The sequence below is a fragment of the Leptospira soteropolitanensis genome (assembly GCF_026151655.1).
Taxonomy (GTDB): Bacteria; Spirochaetota; Leptospiria; order Leptospirales; family Leptospiraceae; genus Leptospira_A; species Leptospira_A soteropolitanensis.
In genome coordinates this window covers 1-1,349 of sequence record NZ_JAMQPN010000055.1, presented here as the reverse complement: position 1 = coordinate 1,349, position 1,349 = coordinate 1, and the positions used below count along the sequence as shown (strand labels likewise).

Here is a 1,349-nt window from a genome sequence, read left to right as displayed (position 1 = left end):
GATTAATCATAGGAACTGTATCTGTTCTTATAAGCTCGATTTCGTCCATCTACTCTCTTTTATTAAATTATTTAAATAGAAGTAACCTAAAAAAAGAAAGTATTGAAAAAATATCAAAGTTAAAGAAAACAATTGAATCGACCATTCAAGAAATAAAAGAAAACACTCTTTTTATTTTCTTTGCCTTTGTAATAAATTTCTTATTAATTATTTTTATAAACGTAGACTTACCATATTTATCTTGGCCAATACAATCAATCTATTTTACTAAAATTAAAGTATTTTACTCAGTATCAATAACATCAATTTTTCTTTCTCTATTTGCAATTTATGATATCATTCTAGCAATATTCACGGTTCATGAATGTCAAAGCAAACTATTAGTTTCCTAAATTCACTGCGCATAACAGCGACTTAACGCATCGCTTCGGGACTTGCGCCCTCACTCGGGCTAAAGCCACATTCCTCTTCTGTCACTCGCTTGCATAGGCAAGCTACGTGCCAGTCCCTAACGTCCCGTTGGGACTCAGGGTCGAGGAACGTCGTTAAGTCTAGTTCGTTATACGCAAGCCAGAAAAAATATATTCTGAGGACAAAAAAAAATAGAAATAATACTCAAGAATACAGTCAAATATATGTATTGACATACATACGAATGTATATAAGCTAAGGATGTGGAATTTGAATGGGATTCTAAAAAGAATCAGGAAAATCTAGAAAAACACGGTGTTGACTTTTATACTGCCCAATTCGCTTTTCTTGATAAAAATAGAATCATTTCAAAAGATACTGTGCATTCTACAGAATCAGAAGAACGTTTCTTTTGTTTTGGTTTAGTGCCTGAAGGAATTATTACGGTTCGATTTACTTTAAGAGGAAAGAATATTAGAATCTACGGTGCTGGATTCTGGAGAGAGGGAAAAAAACTTTATGAAAAAGAAAACAAATTACACTAAAACTCCTAATGATGTAATGAAAGCTATTAATTCTTCTCTAGTTATTAACGATTTCTTACCTCCTCCGGATAAGTTGATTACAAAAGAAGATAACTCAAAAGTAACCATTTTACTAAGCAAGAAAAGTATTAGTTTTTTCAAAGCTCAATCTAAGAAATCAGGTGTACCTTACCAATCTATGATCAAAAAAGTTTTAGATTTATATGCTGATAGATTTGCTCACAAATAAAATAGAAATTATAATAAGTAATCCGTATTTAATTCAGAATCCTCAATCAGTAAAACCAAAAAATTTTAGTAAAGAAAAACAAGCATTGCAATATTTCTGGCCAGCGTATAACAGCGTCTTCCCGCTACGTTTCGGGACTAGCCCTCACTCGGCCTGCGGCAAAT

At 32.3% G+C, this 1,349-nt stretch carries 3 protein-coding genes; all 3 read left to right on the top strand.

What is annotated here, in order from left to right:
- A partial coding sequence (locus tag ND811_RS19240; protein WP_265365559.1) for a hypothetical protein occupies positions 1–392 on the top strand: 392 nt, incomplete at its 5' end.
- Positions 393–674: 282 nt separating this feature from the next.
- Positions 675–956, top strand: coding sequence for a BrnT family toxin (locus ND811_RS19235; protein WP_265353594.1), 282 nt, complete (start codon positions 675–677; stop codon positions 954–956).
- Entirely contained in the window at positions 931–1,185 is a 255-nt protein-coding gene (locus ND811_RS19230; protein WP_265353593.1) for a CopG family transcriptional regulator, read from the top strand. The genes ND811_RS19235 and ND811_RS19230 overlap by 26 nt, the downstream gene beginning before the upstream one ends.
- Positions 1,186–1,349: the final 164 nt, after the last annotated feature.